General features: G+C 72.4%; 19 protein-coding genes. 11 read left to right on the top strand and 8 right to left on the bottom strand.

What is annotated here, in order from left to right; genetic code table 11:
• Positions 1 to 13: 13 nt before the first annotated feature.
• A complete protein-coding gene (locus EDC02_RS15060) occupies positions 14 to 958 on the top strand; it encodes an RNA polymerase sigma-70 factor (protein WP_123604811.1) in 945 nt (314 codons plus the stop codon).
• 101 nt (positions 959 to 1,059) lie between these two features.
• Complete coding sequence (locus EDC02_RS15055; RefSeq protein ID WP_123602503.1) at positions 1,060 to 2,289, top strand: NAD(P)/FAD-dependent oxidoreductase; 1,230 nt, start codon at positions 1,060 to 1,062, stop codon at positions 2,287 to 2,289.
• On the opposite strand, the gene EDC02_RS15050 is transcribed toward EDC02_RS15055, so the two are convergent.
• From EDC02_RS15050 to EDC02_RS15040, 3 genes are all read right to left on the bottom strand, one after another.
• Positions 2,286 to 3,056 carry an endo alpha-1,4 polygalactosaminidase gene (locus EDC02_RS15050; protein ID WP_233606398.1) on the bottom strand — a complete coding sequence of 257 codons (771 nt, stop codon included), beginning with the start codon at positions 3,054 to 3,056 and terminating at the stop codon, positions 2,286 to 2,288. The two genes, EDC02_RS15055 and EDC02_RS15050, sit on opposite strands and share 4 nt — an antisense overlap.
• Positions 3,057 to 3,303: 247 nt before the next feature.
• Positions 3,304 to 3,972, bottom strand: a complete 669-nt coding sequence (locus EDC02_RS39545; RefSeq protein WP_148083466.1) for a hypothetical protein — start codon at positions 3,970 to 3,972, stop codon at positions 3,304 to 3,306.
• A gap of 20 nt (positions 3,973 to 3,992) precedes the next feature.
• Positions 3,993 to 4,799, bottom strand: a complete 807-nt coding sequence (locus EDC02_RS15040; RefSeq protein WP_123602500.1) for a S1C family serine protease — start codon at positions 4,797 to 4,799, stop codon at positions 3,993 to 3,995.
• 133 nt (positions 4,800 to 4,932) lie between these two features.
• Here EDC02_RS15040 and EDC02_RS15035 point away from each other — a divergent pair, with 133 nt between their 5' ends.
• Together EDC02_RS15035 and EDC02_RS15030 are read left to right on the top strand one after the other, a co-directional pair.
• Entirely contained in the window at positions 4,933 to 7,176 is a 2,244-nt protein-coding gene (locus tag EDC02_RS15035) for an ATP-binding protein (protein WP_148083465.1), read from the top strand.
• Positions 7,173 to 7,814, top strand: coding sequence for a response regulator (locus EDC02_RS15030; protein WP_123602498.1), 642 nt, complete (start codon positions 7,173 to 7,175; stop codon positions 7,812 to 7,814). Before EDC02_RS15035 ends, EDC02_RS15030 begins: the two co-directional genes overlap by 4 nt.
• A gap of 23 nt (positions 7,815 to 7,837) precedes the next feature.
• On the opposite strand, the gene EDC02_RS15025 is transcribed toward EDC02_RS15030, so the two are convergent.
• Positions 7,838 to 8,161: a hypothetical protein gene (locus EDC02_RS15025; RefSeq protein WP_199757643.1), complete on the bottom strand. Its 324-nt coding sequence runs from the start codon at positions 8,159 to 8,161 to the stop codon at positions 7,838 to 7,840.
• Positions 8,162 to 8,186: 25 nt separating this feature from the next.
• On the opposite strand from EDC02_RS15025, the gene EDC02_RS42365 reads away from it, so the two are divergent.
• Positions 8,187 to 8,321 (top strand): hypothetical protein, encoded by a 135-nt coding sequence (locus EDC02_RS42365; protein WP_255500338.1) that lies wholly within the window; start codon positions 8,187 to 8,189, stop codon positions 8,319 to 8,321.
• A 58-nt stretch (positions 8,322 to 8,379) separates the two neighbouring features.
• Here EDC02_RS42365 and EDC02_RS15015 read toward each other — a convergent pair whose 3' ends face one another.
• Together EDC02_RS15015 and EDC02_RS15010 are read right to left on the bottom strand one after the other, a co-directional pair.
• Positions 8,380 to 11,211, bottom strand: a complete 2,832-nt coding sequence (locus EDC02_RS15015) for a glycoside hydrolase N-terminal domain-containing protein (protein ID WP_123602497.1) — start codon at positions 11,209 to 11,211, stop codon at positions 8,380 to 8,382.
• 166 nt (positions 11,212 to 11,377) lie between these two features.
• Positions 11,378 to 14,260 carry a BTAD domain-containing putative transcriptional regulator gene (locus EDC02_RS15010; RefSeq protein ID WP_199757642.1) on the bottom strand — a complete coding sequence of 961 codons (2,883 nt, stop codon included), beginning with the start codon at positions 14,258 to 14,260 and terminating at the stop codon, positions 11,378 to 11,380.
• A gap of 134 nt (positions 14,261 to 14,394) precedes the next feature.
• Between EDC02_RS15010 and EDC02_RS15005 the strand changes: the two genes are divergently transcribed.
• Entirely contained in the window at positions 14,395 to 15,255 is an 861-nt protein-coding gene (locus EDC02_RS15005; protein WP_123602496.1) for a hypothetical protein, read from the top strand.
• Between the two features lie 384 nt (positions 15,256 to 15,639).
• Complete coding sequence (locus tag EDC02_RS15000; protein ID WP_233605940.1) at positions 15,640 to 17,307, top strand: phospholipid carrier-dependent glycosyltransferase; 1,668 nt, start codon at positions 15,640 to 15,642, stop codon at positions 17,305 to 17,307.
• Positions 17,308 to 17,351: 44 nt separating this feature from the next.
• Here EDC02_RS15000 and EDC02_RS14995 read toward each other — a convergent pair whose 3' ends face one another.
• Positions 17,352 to 19,577, bottom strand: a complete 2,226-nt coding sequence (locus EDC02_RS14995) for a S8 family peptidase (RefSeq protein WP_233605939.1) — start codon at positions 19,575 to 19,577, stop codon at positions 17,352 to 17,354.
• 122 nt (positions 19,578 to 19,699) lie between these two features.
• The gene (locus tag EDC02_RS14990; protein ID WP_158632197.1) at positions 19,700 to 20,635 is read right to left on the bottom strand and encodes a LysR family transcriptional regulator; all 936 of its coding nucleotides are present in this window, start codon (positions 20,633 to 20,635) and stop codon (positions 19,700 to 19,702) included.
• 92 nt (positions 20,636 to 20,727) lie between these two features.
• Between EDC02_RS14990 and EDC02_RS14985 the strand changes: the two genes are divergently transcribed.
• The 4 genes from EDC02_RS14985 (at position 20,728) to EDC02_RS14970 (ending at position 23,766) form a co-directional block, all read left to right on the top strand.
• Positions 20,728 to 21,756 (top strand): SMP-30/gluconolactonase/LRE family protein, encoded by a 1,029-nt coding sequence (locus EDC02_RS14985; protein ID WP_199757641.1) that lies wholly within the window; start codon positions 20,728 to 20,730, stop codon positions 21,754 to 21,756.
• Positions 21,757 to 21,984: 228 nt separating this feature from the next.
• Positions 21,985 to 22,665, top strand: coding sequence for a hypothetical protein (locus EDC02_RS14980; protein ID WP_148083464.1), 681 nt, complete (start codon positions 21,985 to 21,987; stop codon positions 22,663 to 22,665).
• Positions 22,666 to 22,675: 10 nt separating this feature from the next.
• Entirely contained in the window at positions 22,676 to 22,996 is a 321-nt protein-coding gene (locus tag EDC02_RS14975) for a type VII secretion target (RefSeq protein ID WP_123602493.1), read from the top strand.
• Positions 22,997 to 23,019: 23 nt separating this feature from the next.
• Positions 23,020 to 23,766 carry a hypothetical protein gene (locus EDC02_RS14970; protein WP_123602492.1) on the top strand — a complete coding sequence of 249 codons (747 nt, stop codon included), beginning with the start codon at positions 23,020 to 23,022 and terminating at the stop codon, positions 23,764 to 23,766.
• Positions 23,767 to 23,789: the final 23 nt, after the last annotated feature.

Raw genomic sequence — 23,789 nt, 5'->3', positions numbered from 1 at the left:
TACCATCGGGGTCATGGCTTTGACGGCGGACGACGTCGACCGGTTCGAGGCGGCCAGGCCGCGCCTGGCGGCGATCGCCTACCGCCTGCTCGGCTCGGCCAGCGAAGCTGAGGACGCCGTACAGGAGACGTTCCTGCGCTGGCAGGCCGCCGACGTCGACCGGATCGAGGTCCCCGAGGCGTGGCTGACCAAGGTCCTCACCAACCTGTGCCTCACCCAGTTGACCTCCGCGCGGGCCCGCCGGGAGACGTACGTCGGTCAGTGGCTGCCCGAGCCGCTGCTGGCCGGCGACCCGATGCTCGGCCCGGCCGACACCGCCGAACAGCGCGAATCCGTGTCGTACGCCGTCCTCGCCCTGATGGAACGCCTGACGCCGCAGGAGCGGGCCGTCTACGTCCTGCGGGAGGCGTTCGACTACCCGCACCGCGACATCGCCGGCATCCTCGGCGTCTCCGAGGCCGCCAGCCAGCAGCTCCTGCACCGGGCCCGGCGGCACCTCGCCGACGGCCGGGCCCGTACCGAGGTCGACCGGGCCGCCGCCCGCCGGGTCGTCGAAGAGTTCCTGTCCGCCGCGACCAGCGGTCGGATCGAACCGCTGGTACGCCTGCTCACCGGCGACGCCGTGTCGATCGGCGACGGCGGCGGACACGTCCCGGCCCGCGTCACGCCGGTCGTCGGTGCCGTCGCGGTCGCGAAGTTCCTACGCGGCCTGTTCACCCCCGGTGCGGCCAAACGCGCCCTGCTCGGCGGCTCAGCAGAGCTGTACGTCTGGACCGCCAACGGTGACCCGGCGGTCGTGGTCGTCATCGACGGTCGGGTCATCGGCGTCATGTGTCTGCAGGTCACCGCCGACGGCGTCGCCGTGATCCGCAGCCAGGTCAACCCCGACAAGCTGCACCGGGCCACCGCGTCCTGGGCCGCTGCCGAGCACGGGGAACCGCTGTTCACCGTCTTCTGACCACACTGTGTGAGCTGCTTCACGTCGCTGTCGCGTCAGCAACCGCGGGGCTGCCCGGTTCAAGTGGCATCACACCCCGTGCAGACAGACAGGAGCAGGACATGCGGCACCGCATCATCGTCCTCGGCGCCGGCTACGCCGGAGCCACCGCCGCCGGCCGCCTCGCCCGGCGGCTCGACCCCGCAGACGTCGCCATCACCGTCGTCAACGCCGAACCCGACTTCGTCGAACGCGTACGGATGCACCAGCTGGCGACCGGCCAGGACCTCAAGCCCCGGCCGCTGCGCGACATGTTCGCCGGCACCGGCGTCGAGCTGCGGATCGCCACGGTCACCGGTGTCGACGTCGACGCCAAGACGGTCACGGTCGCGGACGCGGCCGGGAGCGGAGTCGCGGGCGACGGCACCGAGGTGCTCGGCTACGACACGCTCGTCTACGCCCTCGGCAGCGGCTGGAACCCCGGTGCCGTCCCCGGCGTCGTCGAACACGCCGACGAGATCGCCAGCCGGCCCGGAGCACGGCGGCTGCGGGACCGCCTTGCCCGCCTCGCCGCCGGGCAGCCGGTCGTCGTGGTCGGCGGCGGCCTGACCGGACTGGAGGCCGCGACCGAGATCGCCGAGGCCCGCCCGGATCTCGACGTCGCCCTCGCCGTCCGCGACGGCCTCGGCGACACCCTCTCGCCGAAGGGTCGTGCCCATCTGCGCAAGGTCCTCGCCGGGCTCAACATCGCCGTGTACGAGCACACCGCCGTCACCGCCGTCGCCGCCGACCGGGTCACCACCGCCGACGGCGACACCGTCCCGGCCGCGGTCACCGTCTGGACCGCCGGGTTCGCCGTCCACCCGATCGCCCGTACCACCGGATTGGAGCTTGCCGACAGCGGCCAGATCGTCGTCGACGGCACCATGCGCTCGGTGTCGCATCCGGACGTGTACGCCGTCGGCGACGCGGCCCGGGCGATCGGCCCCGGCGGCAGGCCGCTGCGGATGTCGTGCGCCTCGGGCACCCCGATGGCGTGGCAGGCAGCCGACTCGATCGCGGCCCGGCTGACCGGCGGGAAACTGCCGAACGCGCCGCTGCGCTACGTCAACCAGTGCATCTCGCTGGGCCGCCGCGAGGGCCTGATCCAGTACGTCACCGCCGACGACCGCGCCAAACCGGCCGTGCTGACCGGACGGCTCGCCGCCGGCTACAAGGAACTGGTCTGCAAGGGTGCCGCCTGGGGCGTCGCCAACCCGACGCTGCGGCTGCCGACCCGCCGCCGCCGCGTCACCCGCAGCGCCGCCCGCCCGGCCACCGCTGCCGGCACCCGGGACTCCCGGTCCGGCTAGCAGGCCCGGTAGACGTAGGTGCGACTGCCGGGCGCGGTGACGTCGACGTCGCGGCGGACCACGGACACGTCCGCGCCGACTGCCGCGCACGCCTTGGTGTAAGCGTTGTCGGTGTACTCGATGTCGATGACGTGGTCGCCGTACACCCTGGTGTAGTCGCCGCATTCGTCGTAGCGGCCGCATTCCTCGGCGATGGCGAAGTCGAGGCCGGCGGCTCTGCCCCGGGTGCCGAGTTCGGTGGTGTTCTTCTGGCCGATCGCCAGCCCGGCGGCGTGCGCGTGCGGGGCCAGCAGTTTCAGGTATTCGACGGCGTCGTCGAGGGTGAGCAGGTCGTCGGAGCGGTCGTACGAGTCGATGTTGTCGGGCTCGACGGCCTGGAAGCCGTCGGCGGCACAGCCGTCGATCCAGTCGTTGACGATGTCGGCGATCGCGGTGCGTTTCGCGGCGGTGGAGATGTCGAGCAGGATCTCGTTCCAGTCGCCGTCGACGACGTACTCGCCGTCGGCGTCGCGCAGCAGCAGGTCGTCGTGGTTGCGCTGCCACCAGGTGACCTCGTGCGGCTGGACCTGGAAGGCGTTGACGTAGCAGATGTTGTAGAGCCCGGCGGCCGGGGTTGCCTCACGGTCGCGGCTGACCACCGTGACGCCGTCAGGTGGCGCGTACGGCTCGCCGATCTGGTAGTCGAACCGGGCGTCGACCGGCGGCAGGGCGACATCGGAGCTGGCTGCACCAGCGGCCGTGGCGACGGCAGCGGCGGCGACGAACACGGCACCGACGGCGAGACGGACGGCAACGGGACGCAGGTTCACGACTGGACTCCGGAGTGGTTCGGGGATCTGCCGTCGACAACGTACCGGGCCAGCCGATGTGCAGCCGGCTAGCCTAGGAATCGGCCTAAGGTGTCCGACTAGTCAGCGCGCAGCCATGGTTCTGCCGGTTGTCGCCTCCTCACCCGGTGTGGCGGACGCCGCCGACCGTCACCGGCGAACGACGCCGTTCACCCATGGTCGTCGCTCAGGAGTCCACTCCGGCCTGGGCCCTGCTGCAGGCGGTGTCGGCCTGACGCAGCGCGGTGTCCAACTTGTCCTCGTCGCCGGCGCGGGCGGCGTCGAACATCTCCTGCGCCCGCCGCATGCAGGGCAGCAGGACGTCGCGTTCCTCGGTGACGCCGGCCAGGTTCTCCTTGGTGGTGTCGAGTTCGCTGGTCAGTTCGCCGACCCGCGTCTCGGTCTCGGTGATCTTCTCGTCCCGTTCGGTGACGATGTCGCGTTGTTCCTGCAGCTGGCTGGTGAGGTCGGACCGGGTCTCGCGCAGTTCGCCGCGTTCGTTGAAGTACAGGCCGAAGCCGACCGCGCCGAGGGCGAGCAGCAGCACCGACACGACGGCGAGCACGACGGTGGCGCGCCCATTCGGGGCGGCCGGCGGCGTCGGTGGCGAGGCAGCCGGTGGCGATCCGGTCGGCGGCGGGTAGCCCGACGCGGGCGGCGATGTCGGTGGGTACGGCGGCGATGTCGGCGGGTACGGCGGCGGCCCGTACGCCGGCTGCGCCGGGAAGGCCTGAGTCGGTGGGCCGGAGATCGGTGGGGCCGGAGCAGGGGCAGGGGCCGGGGTCGGGGTCGGGGTCGGGGTCGGGGTCGCTGGGGGACGGTACTGGGCGTCCTCCGACCCGTACGGGTACGACATGGTTCCTCCGATGAGATCGATCAGCAGACGTGGAAGGTCTCGCAGGCGGTCTGGATCGGTACCGCGAGCCCGATGCCCTCCGCGTCCCGCGCCTTCGCGTTGGCGATCCCCACGACCTCCTTACGCGTGTTGATCACCGGGCCGCCGGAGTTGCCGGGGTTGACAGGCGCGTCGAACTGGATCACCGATCCGGGGCCGTCGGTCCGGTCCCGGACCGCGCTGACCACGCCGGTCGTGATCGTCTGGGTGAGCCCGAGCGGCGCGCCGACGACCAGGACGCTCTCGCCGGCGCCGGGGGGATCTGCGGCGGCGGGCAGGCCGGCGAACCCGGTGTCGACCTTCAGCAGGGCGATGTCCCGCGACTGGTCCACGTCGGCGATCACCGCCGTGTACCGCTTGCCGTCCCGTTCCAGCTGCACCGACCTGCCGTCGCTCGTCCAGACCGCCTCGACCACATGGAAGGCGGTCAGCACGTTGGTGCGTCTGGTCCCGTCGGAGGGACTGTCGCCGGACATCGTGACGGCGAACGCACTGCCCGAGAAGTCGTCCGCGATCACCTGGAAGACGCTGGGCAGGACGGCGGCCGCCACCGCCGGCGGGTCGAAGGCCTGCTCAGCGTCGTCCTCGACCGCGGCGAGCCGGCCGTCCAGGCTGTCCAGGCGCTGATCGGTGCCGTCGGCGGCCTCCTGCTGGCTGCGCTGCGCCCCGGCCAGATCCTCCCGCAGTTGGTCGATCTGCCCCGCCTGGACGCCGACGACCGCCGCGAGCGCGATCAGCGCGGCCGTGACGCCCGTCGCGGCAGCCCAGCGCAGCACGCGCGTTGCCATGGCACCCCCATGAGACCTACCCACCGTCCCGTCTGCGTGATCGAGCGTATCGGCGCTGGTGGGGGCCCGGTGATGGTCGTTTGACCCCCATCGTGGGCCCGGGACGTGGCGCGGCCTCGATACGATCAGCTCCGTGCCGGGCGCGGTGGAACAGCGACTTCTCCGCCAGGGGCTGCGGTACGCGCTCGGCCTGCGTACCGTCGTGATCGGACTGTCCAGCTCGGTCTATCTGGTCCTCGGCACCGCACCCGACCGGACGGTCGCCATGGTGGTCGTGGTGGTGTTCAACGCGTGGAGCCTGGGCTACGCCGTCGCCCTGGCGCGGGGCTCCCGGCGTACCCGCCGCTGGCTGCCGCTGGTCGACGTCGCGGCGGTGTGCGGAGCCTGCCTGACCCAGAGCTGGACCGTCGTGTCGGACCCGCGCGGGGGGTCGACCTGGATCCTCGTCGTCGTCAACCTGGTCGTCGTCACCTACCCGTGGCAGATCGACTGGCCGCTGCTCACCGGGGCCACCGCCGCGATCGTGACCGCGTACTTCGTCGGCGCGACCCTGGCCGACCCGGGCGGCTGGCTTGCCGACCCGGCTATCGGGCCGTGGACGGCCGCGCAGGCGGCGCTCTCCTGGGGGCTGTACCGGTTCGTCCGGCGCGGTGCCCGCGCCGCCGACCGGGCCGTCGAGCGGGCCGCGCAGCTGCGGCGGGCGGCGGCGGTCGCGGCGGCCCGGCGGCGTGACGAACGGGAGTACCTCGCGGCGCTGCACGACACCGCCGCCGCGACCCTGCTGATGGTCGGCGGCGGCGTGCTGGCCCGCCACGAGCCGTGGCTCGCCGAGCAGGCCCGCCGGGATCTGCGGGAACTGCACCGGTCCGCCGAGGCCGCCCAGGGCGAGACCGACCTTGTCGCGCTGCTGCGTGACGCCGCCGGCACCGCCGACGCCCTGCACCTCACCTGGCACACCCCCGACAGACTGCCGCTGCCGGCCGCCGACGCGATGGCCCTCAGCCGCGGCGTCCGCGAGGCGGTGACCAACGTGGCCCGGCACGCCGGGACCGTCGCCGCCGAGATCCGGGTGACGTACGACGACGAGCAGGTCACGGTGACGATCACCGACCGCGGCGTCGGCTTCGACGCGGCACAGGTCGGCACCGGGCGGTACGGGGTGACCCGCTCGCTGGTCGAGCGGATGATCCGCGTCGGCGGTCAGGCCCGGATCGACAGCCGGCCCGGCCACGGCACCACCGTCACCCTGACCTGCCCCCGGGCCGTTCCCGAGGTCACCGGCAGCGACCAGGGCGTCATCGCGGCCTCGTTCCAGCGGGGCCTGCGCTGGGCCGTCGTCGTGCTGAGCCTGGCGATCCTGCTGCTGCTCGACCTGGCCCGGCTGCTGACCAGCCGCGAGGCGTACACCTCGCTCTGGCCGCAGCTCGTCGCCTGGTCCGGCCTGCTGGCGGTGACTCTCGCCGTGGGCGTCGCCGCCTGGCGCGACCGCCGGCTCGGCCGATGGCGGCTGCCGCTGCTCGCGCTGGTCTTCGGGCTGTCCGCCCTGGCGACCTCGTCGATGCGGCCGGAGTACCTGCTCGGCCCGGCGCACTGGTCGGAGGGCGACGCCGGCTGGCAGGTCGTCCTGCTCATGATGGACGCCCGGATCGCCGCCTTCGCGGCCGTCCTCGTCGCCCAGTACCTGATGACGTTCGGCCCGGCCGCCGTCGCCGGTGAGGCGGCGTTGAGCGTCGCCGGCGCGGTGAGCGCCAGCTGGGCGGTGCTCGCCTTCCAGTTCGCGATCGCGATGATCGCCGCCGTACTGCGCCAGATGGCGACGTCGTCGGCCCGGGCGATGGGCGCCGCCGAGCGGGTACGCACCGCCGAGGCGGTCGCCCGGCACCTGCACGCCGACCGGGCCGACCGGATGTCGGCGCTGGCGGCCACCACCGTACCGCTGCTGGAGGGTCTGGCCAGCGGCGAGCTGGACCCCGGCGACGAGGCGGTACGCCGGTCGTGCGCGGCCGAGGCGGCCCGGATGCGCCGGCTCATCGCCGAGGACGCCGGCACCGCCGATTCCCTGTCCCACGAGCTGCGGGCCTGCATCGAGCTGGCCGAGCGCAACGGCGTCACGGTCTCCTTCGCCGAGCGTGGCACCCGGCCCGAGCTGTCGCCGCCGGTGCGCCGGCGGCTCGTCGAGCCGGCGATCGCCGCCCTCGCCACGGCCAGCGGCAAGGCCCGGCTGACGGTCGTCAGCACCGGCGGGACGGTGACCGTCAGCCTCGTCGCAGCCTGCCAGCCACCGCCGCCGGTGCCGGACGGCGACGGGGTCCGGCAGTCCACCGTGGTCTCCGGTGGTCGGCTGTGGGTTCAAGCCATCTGGCAAGGAGAGCGATGATCACTGCGGTAGTCGTAGACGACCACCCCGTCGTCGTCGCCGGGGTGCGCGCCTGGTGTGCCCTGGCCGATCCGCCGATCACGGTCGTCGCCGCCGGCCCGACCGTCGCCGTCGCCTGGCTCGACCCAGGGGCGAGCGCCGACGTCGTCGTCCTTGACCTGCAGCTCGACGTCACCGGCCCGGCCTACGGCGATCTCAAGCGGCTCGTCGACGCGGGCCGTCAGGTCGTCGTCTACAGCATGCGTGACGACCGGGACAGCGCCCTCACCGCCCTCGACGTCGGTGCTTTCACCTATCTGACCAAGGCCGAGGGCGAGGAACACCTGGTGGCCGCGATCACCGCCGCCGCGGCCGGTACGCCGTACACCCCGCCGGCCCTGGCCGGCGCCTTCGGCACCGACGAGGGTTCCCAACGTCCCCGGCTGTCCCCGCGTGAGCAGCAGGTGCTGATCGAGTGGTTTCACTCCGAGTCCAAGGAGATGGTCGCCAACCGGCTGCGCCTGACCGTGCACCGGGTCAACTCCTGCCTGGAACGGGTCCGCGTCAAGTACGCCAACGTCGGCCGGGACGCGCCGACCAAGGCCGCCCTGGTGGCCCGGGCCCTGCAGGACGGGCTGATCACCACCGACGAACTCTGACCGACCAGCTTCGATCTGAGGATTCACGTCAGACTGTCGGCCGGGATCGAGGTCCGGGTGAGCTGCTCCGAGACCTGCCACACCCGGGCGGCGTCCTCGGTGAGCAGCGGGGTGAAGGTCCGGTGCTCGACCGGCGGGCCGACCAGGTTGCCCGGGCCGCTGGGCCCGTACAGCACACCGCCTTTCGCGTCCGGGGCCGTCGCCGCGAGCAGCGCCGGCAGGGCCGCCGTCTCGACGGTGCCGAGCAGGACGCCCCGGGCCGACAGGGCACGGATCAGCCGTACCTGCGGGGTGTCCTTGCTGCGACCGACCTCCGGGCGGGCGGCGAGCAGGCTGGTCGGGGCCACCCCGGGGTGGGACAGGTTGCTGGTGATGCCCCAGCGCTCGGCACGGCTGGTCGACCCCGGCCAGGCCCACTCGCTGCTGGTCTACACCGCCATCCCCGGCAGCGAAAGCCACGACAAGCTGCACCTGTTGTCCGTCATCGGCGCCCAGCCGCTGCGCTGACCGGCATGGCCGCCCGGTGCGTCGCCAGGCGCACCTGGCGACGCACCGGCGGATGACCTCAGGTGGTCGTGCAGACCAGGTCGGTCGGTGGGTTGTTCGTCCCGCCGACGCTGGCGAGGAACCCGAAGGTGGTCGAGCCGCCGGCCGGCAGCGATCCGTTGTAGGACACGTTGGTGACCCGTACGGCCGCTCCGCTCTGGGTGTGGGCGCCGCTCCACATCTGGTTGATGACCTGACCGTTGGGGAAGGTCCAGGTGACGGTCCAGCCCTGGATCGGCGCGGCGCCGGCGGTCACGGTCACCTCGCCCTGGAAACCGCCGGGCCACGACCCGGTGACCGCGTAGGTCGCCCGGGCCCCGGACGGCGGGGGAGAACTGCTCGGACTCGGGGTCGGGGACAGGGTCGGAGTCGGCGAGATCGACGGGGACGGGCTGGCCGACAGGGTCGGTGTCGGTGTCGGCGACACGCCGGGACGGGCGAGGCGGTAGGTGCGTCCGGCGCGGCCGGCGAACTGGACGACGTCGGTCTCCGGCCGGGTGGTGCCCGGCGTGCTGCCGTCGTCGACGTCGGTGACGGTGAAGCTGCCGGTGAACAGCCGGGCCCGCAGCCGTACGGTGCCGTCGCGGTCTGCACGGACGTGGAACTCGTCGGCCCGGCCGTCGCGCCACACCATCGCCACGGTGTAGCCGCCGCGACCCCGCAGCCCGGTGACCTGCCCGGTCGGCCAGGCGGTGGGCAGCGCCGGCAGCAGGTACAGCTCCCCGTTGTGGCTCTGCAGCAGCATCTCGGCGATCCCGGAGGTGGCGCCGAAGTTCCCGTCGATCTGGAACGGCGGGTGCAGGTCGAACATGTTCGGCGCCAGCCGGTCGGTGCGGACCAGGTCGCGCAGCAGCTTGTGGGCGCGGGCGGCGTCCTCCAACCGGGCCCAGAAGTTGATTTTCCAGGCCAGTGACCAGCCGGTGCCGTCGTCGCCCCGGATCTCCAGGGTCCGGCGGGCGGCCTCGAACAACTGGGGTGTGTCCCGCCGGGTGATCTGGTTGCTGGGGTGCAGTCCGTAGAGGTGCGAGACGTGCCGGTGGTTGCGCTCCGGCTCGACCCAGTCGGCCAGCCACTCCTGGACGTTGCCCCGGGAGCCGATCCGCATCGGCGCCAGCCGGTCGCGGGCCGCCCGGACCTGGGTCCGCAGACTCGGATCCACGCCGAGGACCTCGCTGGCCCGGGCGACCCCCTCGAACAGGTCCCGCAGGATCTGATTGTCCATGGTGGGTCCGGCGCAGACGCTGGCGTCGCCGTGGTGGGCGATCTCGGGGGAGTTCGACGGGTTGGTGACCAGGTAACCCAGGTTCGGATGGGTGACCAGGGTGTCGAGGAAGAACTGGGCGGCACCCTTCATCGCCGGGTAGTTGGTCTGCAGGAACGTGACGTCGCCGGTGAACCGGTAGTGCTCCCAGACGAGGGTGGCCAGCCACGCGCCACCGGTGGGCCACATGCCCCAGAACGCGCCGTCGACCACCGAGGAGCCCCGCCACCCGTCGGTGTTGTGGTGCGTCACCCAGCCACCCGCGCCGTACTGGGCCTGCGCGGTCCGCGCGCCGCTGACCGCCAGGTCCCGGACCATGTCGAAGACCGGCAGGAAACACTCGGAGAGGTTCGTCGTGTCGGCCGGCCAGTAGTTCATCGGCAGGTTGGCGTTGATCGTGTACTTCGAGTCCCACGGCGGGGTCATCGAGTCGTTCCAGACGCCCTGCAGGTTCGCCGGCTGACTGCCCGGCCGCGACGACGAGATCAGCAGGTAGCGGCCGTACTGGAACAGCAGCGCGGAGAACTGCGGGTCGTCGACGCTCGCGTGCTGGGCGATCCGCACGTCGGTCGGCTGGTCCGCCGCCGCCGTGCGGCCCAGGTCGATCGACACCCGGTCGAACAGCGCCTGGTAGTCGGCCAGGTGCCGGCTGCGCAGCTGATCGAAACCGACGGTACGGGCGGCGTCGAGGTGGCGGCGGGCGATGCCCTGATAGTCGCCGTCGACGGAGCGGAAGTCGACGTAACTGGATCCGATCGAGATCAGCAGCGTGACGCTGGTCGCGCCGGACACCCGCAGGGTGCCCCCGGAGCTGCTGACCGTGCCGCCGGTGGCGACGGCGGTGGTCAGGGCGAGGAAACGCACCGAGCCGGTGACCCCCTCCATGTTGCCGGAGATGCCGTCGAGCGCGATCGTCGTCGCGTTCGGGCTGGAGACGGAGCTGCGCTGCGGGCTGTCGAAGGTGGCGTCGAACGTGATCGCGTTGGCCCGGTCGGCGGTCAGCCGTACCACGATCACCTGGTCCGGTGCGCTGGCGAACACCTCCCGTCGGTACCGCACGCCACCCAGCAGGTACGTGGTGGTGACGGTGGCCGTGGTGAGGTCGAGCGTACGGTCGTACTGGGACATGCCGCTGGCCGAGCCGAAGGCGAGCCGCAGGTTGCCGACCGGCTGGTAGGCCAGCTGTCCGCCCGGCGAGCCCATCATCGTCTGGTTGATCAGGTTCTGCGCCTGGCTCCACTGCTCGGCGAAGACCAGCCGGCGGATCTCGGCCAGCGCGCCGGCGCCGCGCGGGTTGGCGGAGTCGTAGGGGCCGCCGGCCCAGACGGTGTCCTCGTTGAGCTGGAGCCGGTCGGTGTCGACGTTGCCGAAGACCATGGCACCGAGTCGGCCGTTGCCCACCGGCAACGCGCGCAGCCAGTCGGTGCCGGCGGGTTCGTCGTACCAGAGCGCCATGTCGTCGGCTGCGAAGACCTGCGGTGGCGTCGCCGGTTGGGCGCGGGCGATGGCGGTCCACCCGGCGGGCAACAGGACGGCACCCGCACCGGCCGCTCCGGCGGTGAGGAGTTTTCGTCTGGTCACTTCAGACATCGCGGTTCTCCAGAGGGGTCCGTACCGGGCGGTTGGCCTCGGGCACGTTGCCCCGGCCGCCGATATTCCATCGAAACAGATCGTTGTTAACGCTAACTTTCGCGGCAGCCCGGTGTCAACGACCCGCTTCGTGCGGAGCGATGGCGGGCGCACCCGTCCCTGCGGTTCAGCGCAGCGACGTTGCCGGATGCGCCAGCCGGGTGCGGACGGCGGCGGCGTCCGGGTGGCCGGCCCGCTCCAACAGCACCAGTGCCGCCGCCCAGTCGCCCCGGGCCGCGTCGACCTCGCCGCAGGCGTACCGGGCGTCGCCGAGGCCGACCAGGGTCTCCGCCTCACCGCCCCGGTCACCGATCGCGCGGAACAGCCGCAACGCCCGCTCGTGGCAGTCGACCGCCGCGCGATGCTCAGCCGCCGCCGCCTCGGCGCAACCGGCGGTACGCCAGTTGGTGGCCGCCCCGTGCCGGTTGCCGAGCTCGGTGTTGATGGCCAGGGCCTGCCGGCACAGCTCGCGGGCCTGGTCGGGCTCGCCGAGCCGGATCCGGGTCCAGGCGATGTTGTTCATCGCCCGCGCCTGCCCGGTCAGGTGACCGGCCTGCCGGTACAGCTCCAGCGACCGCAGATCGTAGTCGAGGGCGTCGGCGTCGCGGCCCTGCCGCTCCCGTACCCGGGCGAAGTTGACGTTGGTCTGCGCCTGGTTGGCCCGGTCCCCGACGGCGACGAACAGCTCCAGGGCCTGCGTCAGGTGCCCGGCGGCCTCGCCGGTGCGGTCCAACTGGGTCAACGCCCGACCCAGGTTGCGGTGCAGATGCGCCTGCGCCGCCCGGTCGCCCAGTCGCACCGCCGACGGCAACGCGGCACCCTGCACGGTCAGCTGGTCGTGCCACAGCGCCCGCAGGTTGACGTAGCTGGTCAGGCTCCAGGCCAGCTCCCAGGCGTGCCGGTCCCAGCGCTCGCAGGCCGCCAGATCGACCGCACCGAGCAGTACCCGGTGCTCGGCCACCAGCCACCGCATCGCCGCCGCGCCGTCGGCCAACGCCGGCACCACCACCCCGGACACCGGGCAGTCCAGCAGGATCGGGTCCCGGTGCGGGTAGAGCAGCCGGTCGGCGGCGTACGCGGTGTGCAGCAGGTGGTCGAGCAGCCGCCGGGTCGCGGCCCGCCGCCGCGCCGCCGGCTCCTGCGCCTCGGCCAGCTCGGCAGCGTACGCCCGCAGCAGGTCGTGCAGCACGTACCGTCCCGGCGAGTGCTCGCTGACCAGGCTGGCGCGGGTCAGCACGGCCAGCAGCCGCCGGGCGGCAGGCACCGTTTCACCGGCCAGGCTCGCCACCGCCGGCACCGTCAGCTCCGGCCCGGGATGCAGCCCGATCAGCCGGAACAGTCCGGCGGCGGCCGGGTCGAGCGCCCGGTACGACCAGGAGAACACCGCCCGTACGTCGGCCGCCGGGTCGCCACCGTCGAACGCGTCGAGTCCGGCACCAACCTCGGTCAGCTCACCGGCCAGGTCGGTGAGGGTGACCGTCCGGTTCACCACCACCCGCGCCGCCGCGACCGCCAGTGCCAGCGGCAGCCGGGCACACCGGTCGACGATCTGCTGTGCGGCGGCCGGCTCCGCCCGCACCCTCGCCGGCCCCAGCCGCCGGGCGAGGAACCGCCGCGCCTCGGCGTCGGTGAACAGGTCGAGGGCGACCGGCCGGGCCCCGTCCACGGCGACCAGACCGCCCAGCTGGCCCCGGCTGGTCACCACGGTGACGCAGCCCGGCGCGCCGGGCAGCAACGGGCGGACCTGTTCGGCGTCGCGGGCGTTGTCCAACACGATCAGCATCCGCCGGCCGGCGACCAGGCTGCGGTAGTGGGCGGTCTGCGCGGCCAGCCCGATCGGCACCCGCTGCGGCGCGACCCCGAGCGTGGCCAGGAACCCGCGTACCACCTCGGCGGGGTCTAGCGCCGCGCCGGCCGGATCGAAGCCGCGCAGATTCACGTACAACTGTCCATCGGGGAACCGGTCGACGCTGCGGCGCGCCCAGTGCAGCACCAGGCTGCTCTTGCCGACCCCGGCGGTGCCGGACACCACCGCCAGCGGCGGCTGACCCGGGTCGTCGACCGGCAACGCGTCCAACTCGACCAGCGCGGCGACCCGGCCGGTGAAGGCAATCGGTGCGGCCGGCAGTTGACGCGGTACGTCGGCCGCCGCCGGCGCTGCGCGCGGGGCCGGAGTCAGAGCCGCCTCCGGGGGTGCGGCGGCCTCCGGGAGTGCGGCCGCCGTCCCCAGTGCCGGGTCCGCGGTCAGGATCCGGTGGTACGTCTGCCGCAGCGCCGCCGCCGGGTCGGTGCCCAGTTCATCGGCGAGCCGAGTACGGACCACCTGGTAGTGCCGCAGCGCCTCGGCCTGCCGGCCGGCCCCGTACAGCGCCCGCATCAACTGACCGGCGATCCGCTCGTCCAGCGGATGCTCGGCGGCCAGCGAGGTCAACTCGCCGAGCAGATCGCCGTGCCCACCGGCGGCCAACCGCAGGTCGACCAGGTCCAGTCGGGCGGCGAGCCGGTCGGCGGCCAGCGCGGTGCGTACCGTGTCGAGCCAGGCCGACTCCAAGGTGCCGAACGGCGTACCGCGCCACAGCGACAACGCCCGGGCCAGCAGCGCCGTCGGATCGTCGACGGTCGCCGACGTCCCGCCGGTCCGCGCGGCGGTCGTGCCGGCCCTGGCCCGCCGGACCAGCTGACCGAACAGCTGCAGATCGACCAGGGCCGGGTCGACCTGCAGCAGGTAGCCGCCGGACCGGCGGACGATCCGCACCGGCTCGGCCGGGGCCAGCACCTGCCGCAGCCGGGACAGGTAGCCGGCGAGCGCGTTGCGGGCCCGCTGCGGTTGCCGGTCGCCCCAGACCCGGTCCAGCAGCCGGTCGGTGGGCACCAGCCGGTTCGCGTCGACCAGCAGCGCGGCCAGCACGCAGCGCTGCCGGGCGTGCCCCAGGTCGAGGTCGACCCCGTCGACCCGCACCGTCACCTCACCGAGGACCAGCAGCTCGACTCGCACCCGCGCAGTGTCCACCTCTGCAGGATGCTCCGCGTTTCGCGGCTGAGCAGCCTATTTAACGACTGCCGAAACATCTCCGAAGGTCCACCGGTCACTGTCTGGATCGACGGCACACGCCAGTCATCCCGATCAATCCGAAAAGAGGAGCGATGAACACGAAACACCGTCGCACCGGTCTGCGCGTGGCGGCGCTGCTCGCCACCCTGACCATCGGTGCGGCCGCCCAACTCGTCGCGACCGCGCCGGCGGCTGCGGTCAGCGGCCTGTTCCGGACCACCCACCTGGCCACCGCGACGAACTCACAGTCACCGAAGTTCCGGGCCGCCGAGTGCCCGGGCGACACCCGGGTGATCGGTGGCGGGGCCCGGGTGACCGGCCCGGCCGCCGGGTCGATCCGACTCAGCGCCCTACAGCCGGTCAGCGGCCCCGGCCAGACCGACCGGTACGAAGTGTGGGCGGACGAACCGCCGGGCGGCGTCAGCGGCAACTGGGCGCTGGAGGGGTACGCCATCTGCGCACCGGCGGGCTCGGTGCCCGGCTACATCATCGTCCCCGGCAACTCCACCTACTCCTCGTCGCCGACCCGCAGCACCGCTGCGGGCTGCTCGGGCAGCCAGCGGGTGATCGGCACCGGGGCGAGCGTCACCGGAGGCGGATTCGGCAACGTCGGCCTGCAGATGTCCCGTGCCTCCGGGCCGTTGGACATCGCCCGGGCCGCCGCCGCCGAGGACGGCGCCTACTCGGGCAACTGGCGGGTCACCGCGTACGCCATCTGCGCGAACCCGGTGGGGGCGGCGGCCGAAGGGTCGGTGCAGACCGGGGTCGCCTCGGCCAGTGACTCCTGCCCGTCCGGCGAGGACGTGCACTCGGTCGGCGCGGCCACCGGACCCGGCGCCTCCGGGCAGACCTTCCTGAGCTCGCTCTACCCGAACGCCGGTCTCAGCACCGTCAACCTCACGCTGACCGGTGTGCCCACCGATGGTCTGGCGATCCAGGCGATCTGCGCCTGACCCGACGGCCACGGTGACCCCGGGGCCGGCGGAGCCGACCAGTCTCACCGAACGAACCGAACCGATGGGCCGCAGGAGGCATCCGCCACCTGCGGCCCACCAGGGATCCCTCATGTTTTCCTCAGCGTCACCTCAGACCGTCGGCGGCTGCGTCCGTACCTGCTGTTGGGCGCCGAGCTGCTGGACCGCCGGTCAGTTGACGGCGAGGAGCGCATGTTCCTGCGCTGGCCGATCGGGGCGATGCCGAATCTACGGCGCATCACCCAAGCGAGGTGACGGTCGCAGCCGGGCGACGGGGTAGGCTGCCGGCCCGTGAGCCTTTTGCGCAAGTCGGGAGTCCTCGACCGGGATGTACCCGTCACCTCGGATGACCATCCGAGCACGGTGACGGAGAAATCGGATCGGCCCGGCTGGCTGCGACGGCACCGGCGTTGGTGGTATCCGCTGGTCGTGGCGTTGCTGCTGGGGCAGATGGCGGTCGCGATGGTCACCACCGCGGTGGCGCAGGCGCCGACCATCGACGAGCCGGTGTACGTAGGTGCGGCGGCGCTCTACCTGCAGGGCGGCGGTCTGCAGGTCAACCCGGAACATCCGCCGCTGGGCAAACTGATCATCGGGGCCGGCCTGGCGTTCGCCGACCCGGACATCCAGCCGTCCTTCCAGGGCAACCAGACGGACCTCGGGCGGCACGTGCTGTACGAAGCGGGCAACGACGCCGACCGGCTGCTGTTGCTGGCCCGGTTGCCGATGATCCTGCTGACTCTCGCGTTCGGGCTGGTGGTCCTCGCGTTCGCCCGCGACATCACCGGACCGGCCGGCGCCCTGATCGCTCTGGCGGTGTACGCGTTCACGCCCGACGTGATCGCGCACGGCTCTTTGGCCACTCTGGACCTACCCGCCGCCGGGTTCCTGCTGACCTCGGCCTGGCTGCTGTGGCGGGCCCGGCGGCGGCTGTGGGTCTACCTGCCGTTGGCCGGCCTGGCGCTCGGCGCGGCGCTGGCCACCAAGATGAGCGCGTTGGCGGCGGTCCCGGTGCTGCTGCCGCTGGCCGCCTGGTCGGTCTGGCACGCCCGTCCGGCCTGGCCGGCCCGGCCGTCGTCGCCCCGGGCCCGGCGGTTCGTCGTCGCCGGTGGGGCCGCGACCGCGATCGGACTCCTCGCGTTGCTGACCGTGTGGGTCAGCTACCTCGTCGTCGACCCGCGGCTGCAGACGGTGCCGGCTGGCTCGGTGCCGGCGATCGACGGGCTACGCGGGACAGCGATCGACTGGCTGCCGTTTCCGGAGTCGTTCCGCGACGGCATGCGGATCCAGTTCGGCTTCGAGGACTGGAAATGGGGCGGGTACCTGTTCGGGGAGACGTACTCCGGCCACCGGTGGTACTACCTGCCGGCCGCGTTGCTGGTGAAGACGCCGATCGGAGCGCTGGTGCTGTGGCTGGTCGGCGCGGCAGCGATGCTGTCGGTGCCCCGGCTGCGCCCGGCCGCCGGGTACCTGCTGCTGCCGGCAGGCGTACTGCTGGCCGTCGCGATGACCGGTTCCCGCGACCTCGGCGTGCGGTACGCGATCGTCGTCCCGATCTTCCTGGCCGTGGCGGCGGCGGCCGTGACCGTCGTACGGTGGCCGGCCGCCGCCGCCCGGTACGCCCGGCCGGCCGCGGTGGCGCTGGTCGCGCTGGTCGCGGTCAGCTCGGCCCGCGCGTTCCCGTTCTACCTGCCGTACGCCAACGAGGCGTTCGGCGGCCCGGCCCGCACCTACCACCACCTGCACGACTCGAACGTGGACTGGGGACAGGACCTGGGCCGGCTGGCCGACCGGCTGCGGGAGCGGTACCCGGACGAGCGGGTGTGGCTGGCCTACAAGGGTGCCGGCGTGCCGGAGTACTACGGCATCACCGCCACCGATCCGCGCGAGGTGCCGCCCGAGGAGGTACGCGGTCTGCTGGTGGTGTCGAACACCTGGGTGGCGACCACCGGCGGTGAGTTGCGTGAGCTGATCGACAGCAGTGAGCCGATCGACCAGGTCGGCCACTCGATGACGATCTTCCGCCGCTGATCCGGTGACCACCGCAGCCCGCGTACCTCAGGCGGTGGCCCGGATCAGAGGGTCAGCTTCCAATGGTCGATGTACGCCGGCCCGGAGCCACCCCAGAAGTGGTCCTCGACCCGCAGCTTCCAGGTGCCGTTCGGATCGCCGTAGCCGGAGAGGTCGACGACGAAGGTCCGGAACATGTTCGGCAGGCCCATCCCGTTGACGCCCTGCAGTACGAACCTGCGGCCATCCGGGGCGACCAGGTCGAAGCTGAGGTGGCGTGACCACGGGTGCACGACCCGGATCTCCACGACGACGCTGCGGCCCGGGGCCCGGTCACAGCCGGCCACCGTGATCGGGCTCTCGACGGTTTCCCGGTCACCGATCGGCAGGTCGGTGGTGGCCCGACCGCCGCAGACCCCGACGGGCAGCTCGGTGCCGGCCAGGTCCAGCGTCCACGAGTCGAAGAACCCGGTGCCGACCGGGCCGTTGTCGCGGATCCGCAGGTTCCAGATCCCGTCGGCGACCTTGTCGGACAGGTCGTGGGTGAAGGTGTAGTCGACGTGGCTGTCCGCCCCGTGCCCGGTGCGGTAGATCAGGAAGTAGCGGGTGCCGTCGGGGGCGATCAGGTCCACCGTGAGGTCGGCGATCGCGGTGTGGTCGAGCACGACCCGGATGGTGCTGTTGGCGGCGGCGTTGCCCGCGCAGCCGGACACCGTGATCGGGATGTCGACGGTGGTGCTCAACGGCAGCGGCGCGTCGTTGTCGTTGACGCCGACGCAGCCCGGTGCCGCCTCGACGGTCAGGGCGAACCGTACCGCCCGGGTGGCGCTCGCGCCGGTGCCGAGGATCAGCAAAGAGTACGTGCCGGGGGTGGTCAGGGTGGCGGTGGTGACGGTCAAGGTGCTGGTGCCGCCGTCCGCGCCGATCGTTGACGGGGTGAAGGTGGCGGTCGCGCCGGTCGGCAGCCCGACGGCGGACAGGGCCACGGACTGCGTGCCGCCGGCGGTGACCGTCGACGTGACAGTGATGGTGACGGTGTCACCGGCCGGGGCGGTGGCGTCGGCCGGGCCGACGGTGAGCGAGAAGTCGTCGGCGGGGGTGCCGGCGTCGACGTACAGCAGCCGGTTCGGCCCGACCCCGGCGTCGGTGACGATGTCGGGGGTCGCCTCGGTGAGCAACGCGTCGGTGACCTGGGCCGGCGTGTAGTCGGGGTGTGCGGCGAGGATCAGTGCGGCTGCGCCGGTGACGTGCGGGGCGGCCATCGAGGTGCCGCTCGCCGGTGCTTGTGCGGTGTCGTCGGCGATGCCGGCCGACACGATGTCGACGCCGGGGGCGAAGATATCGACGCATTTGCCAACGTTGGAGAAGGGCGCGCGGGCGTCGTCGGGGCCGGTGGCGGCGACGGTGATCGCGTGCGGGGATCGGGCGGGGGAGTTGGCGCAGGCGTCGGCGCCGCTACCGTTGCCGGCGGAGACGATGTAGGTGACGCCGTCGGCGGTGGAGTTGGCCACGGCCTGGTCGATCGGGATGCTGCCGCTGCCGCCGAGGCTGACGTTGGCGACCGCCGGTACGCCGGGGCGGTGGTCGGCGGTGACCCAGTCGATGCCGCCGACCACGTTCGCGACGGTGCCCTGGCCGTCGCAGTTGAGCACCCGGACGGCGACCAGTTCCACGTTCTTGGCCACGCCGTACGTGGTGCCGCTGACCGTGCCGGCGACATGGGTGCCGTGCCCCCGGCAGTCGCTCGGGTCGGCGTCGTTGTCGATGATGTCCCGCCCGGCGCGTACCCGCCCGGCGAACTCCTGATGGGTCAGCCGCACGCCGGTGTCGATGATGTACGCCTGCACGACCGGGTCGACGTCCGGGTAGGTGTAGCTGTCGTCGAGCGGCCGGGTCCGCTGGTCGATGCGGTCCAGGCCCCAGGACGGCACCGGGGTCTGGATGTCTGCCGCCGTCACGGTGTGGTTCTGGGTCACCGACGCCACCCGTGGGTCGGCGGCCAGCCGGCGGGCCTGGCGTAGTGACAGGCGGACCTCGAAGCCGTGCAGGGCGTGCCGGTAGACTTGGGCGACGTCGCCGCCGTGCCGGCCGGCGACCGCGTACGCGGTGCGTTCGACCGTGTCGGCGGTGGCCGCCGTTTCGGCCAGCACGACGATGTACGAGTCGGCGACGGCGGTCGGGCCGCCGACGTCGTGCACCGTCGCCTCGGGTACGGCGGCCGCCGCCGGGGCAGCCGGGGTCAGGGCCAGCAGCGTCGCCGCCACCAGCACTCCTGCTCGTGTCGACACCATCGGTTCACTCCTCACAGGATGACCGGAAACCTTCCTGAAATAGGAGAGCATCGATCGATGGAGGTGGAAACGTTTCGTCGACGAACTTGAGGCTGTTGCCGGGTGACGTCCTTGGTGTGGGCTCACCGGCGCCGGTCGTGAGTGAGTCGTCCTGCGACCCGGGCGACGGCCAGCCCGGCCGGTGACGTCGCGTCCCGCCGCCACACCAGCTCCAGATCGGGGGCGGGCAGCTCGTCGGTCAGCCGGAGCACCACTCCATCCATTGTTGGCAGATGGGCGAGTGAGCGGGGCACCAGGGCGAAACCGTCGACGTCGGCCAGCCCGATCCGGCGCCACCCCACCTGCTCGCAGTCGACCACCTCGACGGCCACCCCGGCGCGGGCGCAGGCGGCCAGGATCGCCGACCGGTAGCCGGGCGTCAGTTCCTCCGGCGGCAGACTCAGCCGGCCGCCGGCCAGGTCGGCCAACCCGACCGCGTCCGACCCGACCGCGTCCGACCCGACCGCGTTCGATCCGATAGCGGTACGCCCGGCCAGCGGATGCCCGGCGTCGACCACCGCGACCAGCGGCTCCCGGCGTACCGTCTGCCGGTCCAGGTCCGGGTGGACCGGCATCCCCCGGGACAGCACCAGGTCGAAATGGCCGGCCCGCAGCCCGGCGTCCAGCTCGGCCGGCCACGCCTCCCGTGTCCGTACGGTGATCTGCGGATGGGCCGCCCGTACTGCCGCCAGCAGACGCGGCAGCACCTCGGCGGCGGCGCTGGCGACCAACCCGATCCGTACCGTGCCGGTCCGACCCTGCCCGGCGGCCCTGGCCGCCCGGACCACCGAGTCGGCGTCGTCGAGCAGCCGCCGGGCGGACGCCACGAACGCCACGCCCGCGTCGGTCAGCCTGGTCGGCCGCCGCTCGAACAGTGGTACGCCGAGCTGCCGCTCCAGGTCACGGATCTGCCGGCTCAGCGGCGGCTGCGCCATGTGCAGCCGGCGCGCCGCGCCCTCGAAGCTGCCCTCCTCGGCGACGGCGACGACGTACCGCATGACGCGCAGATCGACCGACATACCGGCACGGTATCCCGACATACCCAGGTGATCTTGTTGTGGGTCGTTCCCGCCGGTCAGGCTCGAATCGACCCACCACCGGAAGGGACACAGTGCACACATCTCGACTGCTCGTCGTGGCCGCCGTCGCCGCGACGTCCGGCGTACTCGCCGCTGGGCCGGCGGCACCGGCGGCTCCCGCTGTGGCCGCGCCGATCGCGTTCCACGCCGCCTCAGCACAGGCGCACCACCACCAGCACCACCAGCGGCCGGGCAGCTACGTGCTGGCCGGCGACGACGCCTACCCGGAAGGCATCGCCCGCGACCCACGCGGCCCGTACTTCTACGTCAGCAGCCTCACCGACGGGCGGATCTACCGGGGCGACGTCCGCTCCCCACGTACCACCGTCTGGCTGCCCGGCAACGCCGCCGACGGCCGGACCACCGCCGGTGGCATGAAGGTCGACCGGGCAGGCCGGCTGATCGTTGCCGGCGGCGGCACCGGCTACGTCTGGGTGTACGACACCCGCAGCGGCGACCTGCTGCACCGCTTCGCCACCGGCATCCCGAACTCGATGCTCAACGACGTCGCGCTGGCCGCCAATGGCGACGTCTACGTGACCGACTCGTTCCAGCCAACTCTGTACCGGATCCCTGCCGGGCAGCTGCGTGGCGGCGTCGGGGCGACCGCACCGCTGCGGCCGTTCGTCGACCTGCGGGGCACCGGCATCGACTACGACGACGGGTTCAACCTCAACGGACTGGTGGTCACCCCGGACCAGCGGTATCTGATCGTCGCGGACTACAACGACGGCGCGCTGCACCGCGTCGACCTGCGGCGGCGTACCGTCTCCGCGATCGACCTGGGCGGCGTGGCGGTACACGGCGACGGTCTGCTGATCCGGGGCGGCCTGCTGTACGCGGTCAGCAACGTCGACGGTAACGGCGACACGGTCAATGTGCTGCGGCTGCACCGCCAGGCCACCCGGGCCACGCTGCTGGCCCGGGTCACCGACCCCCGGCTGCACGGCCCGTCGACGGCCGCGTTCGACGGCCGCGACCTGCTGGTGGTCAACTTCCAGTACGGGGCGACCGACCCGGTGCTGCCGTACACGGTGGTCCGGATAACCGCTCTCTGGTGACGATCCGCCGTCCGGCCCCCACACCACGGGTGCGGGGGCCGGACGGTCCGACTGGATCCCACCACAGGTCCGCGGCTGAGCCGCAGGTCCGCGCACCGACCCGATGTAATTGATGCTGCTGTATGTTATCTGACACCCAATCTGGCTGACTCTGCGTATCGTCGTTGATGGCGGCGACTACCCGAGTACGGACCGCGCCCTACGTGGTCCGGGCCAAGGAGGGTGCCGATGGCCCCCAGCGGACCTGGCCGACGCCGGCTTGCCCACCTCGTCGGCGTCGCGGACCCCGACGGGCTGCGCGAGCGCGCCGAGGCGTTCGCACTCACCGCCGACCACGACCACCGGTCCATTGGGCCGCACCACGCCACGGACACGACCGGCACGGTCAGCGTGACGGTTGACGACCGCGCACGGGTCCTCGACGTCACGGTCGCCCGCCGTTGGCGCGAACGCCTGCCGCCATCGGCTTTCGCGGCGGCGTTGTACGAGGCGTACGTCAGTGCGGTGCGGGCGTCGTTCGAATCCGCCGCGCTCGCCGCGTTGCGTGTCGACGCCGGCCACCGCAGACGCAACGAGCCAGCGCTGGACGATCCAATGCCGGCTTCGGACGAGCCGCCGCCGACTTCGGACGATCCCGGCTGGTCCGGCAGGCTGCGGGCGACCCTGGACCGCAACGGCGCGGCACTGCGGCGGCTGTCCCGCAGGCAAACGCCGCCCGCCGCGGACGAACGTGGCGTGCCGGGCCCGCACGGCTATCTGACCCTGCGGCTGCGTGGCCGTGGCCTCGTCGGCGTCATCGGCGACGTGCGACGCGTCGCCGGTGCCGACGCCGCGCAACTACGCGGCGAAGCCCTGGCCGCGATGCGGGCCGCCGGTCTCGCCGGGCATCCCCATCACCTCAGCGGATGAGGAGAGCGAAATGGCCGACGAGCTGAACGTTGTCACCGACGCGCTGCGGGTCGAGAGCCGCAAGTGGCACCGTCTGTCCGACAGCATGATGAGTGTCAAGCTCGCCGCCGAGCGGTTGACGCTCGCTCCGACCGCGTTCTACATCGGCCAGGTCAGCGGCGACGTGCACTCCGTCGCGTACGACGAATTCCATGCCTTCCTGACCAAGGTGCTCGGCGAAGCCGCTACCGAGTTCGATGAGATCGGCGCGGTGCTGCGCGATTTGGCCGACCGCTACGACGAGGCCGACGCGGTCATCGCACTTGACCTCAACGACGTCTACCGCCGGTAGCCGGCCAGGGAGGAGAGCCGGCCATGCCACCGCCGGACCAGGAGTACGGCCCGCCGTTCAACGAGGCGTTCGAGCAGATCCACTCCGGCGTCGAGATCGCGGTGGAGAAGTTCAACGAGACAATGGACAACATCAACCGCTGGCAGTGGATGCTCGGCGCCGGCGCGCAGTGGTGGATCCACGACCGGTCGCAGCAGGTCCGGGGACACCTCGAGACGATCCTCGACAGAGTTGATCACGCCGTCGACCACCAACTGCCGGTACTGTCGCTCATCTCCACCAGTTTCCGGTGGCTCGACGAGGTCCGGACCCCGGTGTCCGAGCTGTCCTTCCAGGTGGTCGATCCGCTCGACCAGAACCTGCACCGCTGGACGGGTGAGGCGGCGACCGCCTACCAGTCCAAGCTCGGCCACCAGCAGCGGGCTGTCGACGAGACGGTGGTCAAGACCGAGTTTGTCAGCCAGTGGCTGTTCGGCGTGGCGCGGTCGAACATCGAGTACGCCGTCGAGCTGGCGCGGGTCGTTACGGAACTCGCTGGCCATCTGGCCCAGGCTGCGGTCGACACGGCGGCCGTCATCAATATCCCGTGGGCGATCGACGCGCTCGCCGGGGCGGTCGGCGACCTGGTGACCGCCAGTCTGGACAACCTGCTGGCGATCGGGGAGCGGTTCGTCGGATCGATCGGCGAGAAACGCGACCTTGCCGCCCAGGCCGGTGACCATTCGCGGCTGCCGAACGGCTCGTGGCCGCAGGCGGTACGCAACAGTTAGCCGTCGGCGGACGGGCGGCAGCC

The sequence above is a fragment of the Micromonospora sp. Llam0 genome, assembly GCF_003751085.1.
Taxonomy (GTDB): Bacteria; Actinomycetota; Actinomycetes; order Mycobacteriales; family Micromonosporaceae; genus Micromonospora_E.
Note: the sequence above shows the minus strand (reverse complement) of the source record. Positions and strands in the feature narration are given on the sequence as shown.

Bases quoted from the DNA above. Each gene is read 5' to 3' on its own strand.
- EDC02_RS15060 (WP_123604811.1), top strand. From the start codon at position 14: ATGGCTTTGACGGCGGACGACGTCGACCGGTTCGAGGCGGCCAGGCCG.
- EDC02_RS15055 (WP_123602503.1), top strand. From the start codon at position 1,060: ATGCGGCACCGCATCATCGTCCTCGGCGCCGGCTACGCCGGAGCCACC.
- EDC02_RS39545 (WP_148083466.1), bottom strand. From the start codon at position 3,972: ATGTCGTACCCGTACGGGTCGGAGGACGCCCAGTACCGTCCCCCAGCG.
- EDC02_RS15040 (WP_123602500.1), bottom strand. From the start codon at position 4,799: ATGGCAACGCGCGTGCTGCGCTGGGCTGCCGCGACGGGCGTCACGGCC.
- EDC02_RS15030 (WP_123602498.1), top strand. From the start codon at position 7,173: ATGATCACTGCGGTAGTCGTAGACGACCACCCCGTCGTCGTCGCCGGG.
- EDC02_RS42365 (WP_255500338.1), top strand. From the start codon at position 8,187: ATGCCCCAGCGCTCGGCACGGCTGGTCGACCCCGGCCAGGCCCACTCG.
- EDC02_RS15015 (WP_123602497.1), bottom strand. From the start codon at position 11,211: ATGTCTGAAGTGACCAGACGAAAACTCCTCACCGCCGGAGCGGCCGGT.
- EDC02_RS15005 (WP_123602496.1), top strand. From the start codon at position 14,395: ATGAACACGAAACACCGTCGCACCGGTCTGCGCGTGGCGGCGCTGCTC.
- EDC02_RS14995 (WP_233605939.1), bottom strand. From the start codon at position 19,577: ATGGTGTCGACACGAGCAGGAGTGCTGGTGGCGGCGACGCTGCTGGCC.
- EDC02_RS14990 (WP_158632197.1), bottom strand. From the start codon at position 20,635: ATGTCGGTCGATCTGCGCGTCATGCGGTACGTCGTCGCCGTCGCCGAG.
- EDC02_RS14980 (WP_148083464.1), top strand. From the start codon at position 21,985: ATGGCCCCCAGCGGACCTGGCCGACGCCGGCTTGCCCACCTCGTCGGC.
- EDC02_RS14975 (WP_123602493.1), top strand. From the start codon at position 22,676: ATGGCCGACGAGCTGAACGTTGTCACCGACGCGCTGCGGGTCGAGAGC.
- EDC02_RS14970 (WP_123602492.1), top strand. From the start codon at position 23,020: ATGCCACCGCCGGACCAGGAGTACGGCCCGCCGTTCAACGAGGCGTTC.